The 1,894-nt window shown below is 52.5% G+C and carries 3 protein-coding genes and 2 tRNA genes; 4 read left to right on the top strand and 1 reads right to left on the bottom strand.

Annotation, left to right across the window (positions count from 1 at the left end):
• The 3 genes from RTY00_RS24330 (at position 1) to RTY00_RS24320 (ending at position 647) form a co-directional block, all read left to right on the top strand.
• Positions 1–76, top strand: a tRNA-Val gene (locus tag RTY00_RS24330).
• 4 nt (positions 77–80) lie between these two features.
• Positions 81–156: transfer RNA gene (locus RTY00_RS24325), tRNA-Lys, on the top strand.
• Between the two features lie 161 nt (positions 157–317).
• The gene (locus RTY00_RS24320) at positions 318–647 is read left to right on the top strand and encodes a FlxA-like family protein (protein WP_154155757.1); all 330 of its coding nucleotides are present in this window, start codon (positions 318–320) and stop codon (positions 645–647) included.
• On the opposite strand, the gene RTY00_RS24315 is transcribed toward RTY00_RS24320, so the two are convergent.
• On the bottom strand, positions 644–1,564 hold the full coding sequence (locus tag RTY00_RS24315; RefSeq protein WP_312666681.1) for a LysR substrate-binding domain-containing protein: 921 nt from the start codon (positions 1,562–1,564) through the stop codon (positions 644–646). The genes RTY00_RS24320 and RTY00_RS24315 overlap by 4 nt on opposite strands.
• A 102-nt stretch (positions 1,565–1,666) precedes the next feature.
• Here RTY00_RS24315 and RTY00_RS24310 point away from each other — a divergent pair.
• A partial coding sequence (locus RTY00_RS24310) for a bile acid:sodium symporter (RefSeq protein ID WP_312666680.1) occupies positions 1,667–1,894 on the top strand: 228 nt, incomplete at its 3' end.

The following is a 1,894-nucleotide window of genomic DNA, read 5'->3' as shown; positions in this document are numbered from 1 at the left end:
GGGTGATTAGCTCAGTTGGTAGAGCATCTCCCTTACAAGGAGGGGGTCGGCGGTTCGAGCCCGTCATCACCCACCACTTCGGGTCGTTAGCTCAGTTGGTAGAGCAGTTGACTTTTAATCAATTGGTCGCAGGTTCGAATCCTGCACGACCCACCAATTCAGAGAAAAGCGCCTTTAGGCGCTTTTTTCGTTTCTATCGCTGGCACCTTAGCGAACCAAAACCCAACAAAACCTTTTCGCAAGCTTAACACTCCCTGCCCTCAAGCCTCCCGCTGCTCTGACCGATAACGATAATGGTCTATTGCAAGGAGAAAACCATGTCTATATCCAGCGTTAGTAGTGTCAGCACCGCAAGTAGCGGCGGCGGATCGACCTCAGAAATCGCCAGCCTTAACAAGCAGATTCAATCCATCACCAAGCAGCTGAAAGATCTTTCCAGCGACGATACGCTCACCGATGAGCAAAAGTCTGAACAGGAGCAGATGCTGCAATCACAAATTCAAATGATTGAAGCGCAAATCGCACAGATTGAGCAGCAGCAAGCCGAGAAAGCGCAGCAGAAACAGGAAGCTCAGCAACCAGCGGCGAACAAAGCCGATGGTATTAACCGTCCAACCGATACCAATCAGATCAACGTGTACGTTTAAAACGCCGGCTTTAGCATACGTTGTTGCGTCAGCAGGGCCGCCTGCTGACGCACTTCCTGCCAGATCGCTTCTGCGGCGGGTGTCAGCGAGCGGTTTTTGCGCTTTATCAGCATCAGGCTGCGATTAATTTCCGGATAGAGACGTCGCACTGTGAGTTTGCGTCCTGACGGCAACGGCAAGGCCAGCGCGGGCAGAATGCTGATGCCAATCCCCGCTTCCACCATCGGATAAAGCGTGGCGGGATGACCGATTTCCTGCACCACATTCACATTTAACGCCAGTTGTTGCAGCGCGGCATCGACTAACACGCGACTGCCCGAAGCATAATCCTGCAACACCATATTGCGTCCGGCCAGCATCGACCACTGCGCCTGCTCAATTTGCGCCAGCTCGTCATCTTCATGACACAGCAGTAAAAAAGGCTCCTGCAGAATCTCTTCGCTATCGAAATCGGTGTCGTTGAGCGGACCAATCACAATACCAAAATCAACCTCCGCATTGCGTACGCTTTGCAACACCCATTGCTGCACGCGATCATGCAGGATGACGCGGATATCCGGATAGCGCTGCTGGCTGCTGGCCAGACACTGCGGCATCAGGTGGGCAGAAGGCGTTTGACTGGCGGCAACACGCACCGTGCCGCTGCGCTGTTCGCCATAGCTGCGCACATCCAACACGGTGGTGTTGAGATCTTCCAACAGACGATTAAGCCGCGTGGCCAGCTGCTGCCCCGCTTCGGTCAGCATCACTTCTCGCGTGGTGCGATCCAGTAAGCGTACGCCCATTTCCGCTTCCAGCTCTTTAATGCTGTGGCTAACCGCAGACTGACTCAAACCAATCGCCTGTCCGGCCAGACTGAAGCTGCCGTGATGTGCCACCGCCACAAAGGTTCGCAGCTGACGTAAAGTGTAATTCATCGATATCGCTCATAGATTGATGCAATAAATCAATTTTATTTCTAAACCCAGCGGGCGCACAATCAGCACCATCAATTTTTTAAATTTAACCGGATTTTAACAATGGGATTTTTACGCCTCGATCCGATGATGATTAAACTCATCATCACCGTGCTGCTGGCCAGCTTTATTCCTGCCAAAGGCGTCTTTGTCGACATCTTTGAATATTTGACCACCGCCGCCATCGCCCTGCTGTTCTTTATGCATGGCGCCAAACTTTCGCGCGAGAAGATCATTGCCGGCAGCAGCCACTGGCGTTTGCACTTGTGGATTATGTGCAGCACCTTTGTG

The organism is Pantoea sp. CTOTU49201, assembly GCF_032054795.1.
GTDB classification, from domain to species: Bacteria; Pseudomonadota; Gammaproteobacteria; order Enterobacterales; family Enterobacteriaceae; genus Pantoea; species Pantoea symbiotica.
The sequence above is the reverse complement of the archived record's forward strand: the minus strand, read 5'-3'. Positions and strand labels throughout refer to the sequence as shown.

Bases quoted from the DNA above. Each gene is read 5' to 3' on its own strand.
- RTY00_RS24320 (WP_154155757.1), top strand. From the start codon at position 318: ATGTCTATATCCAGCGTTAGTAGTGTCAGCACCGCAAGTAGCGGCGGC.
- RTY00_RS24315 (WP_312666681.1), bottom strand. From the start codon at position 1,564: ATGAATTACACTTTACGTCAGCTGCGAACCTTTGTGGCGGTGGCACAT.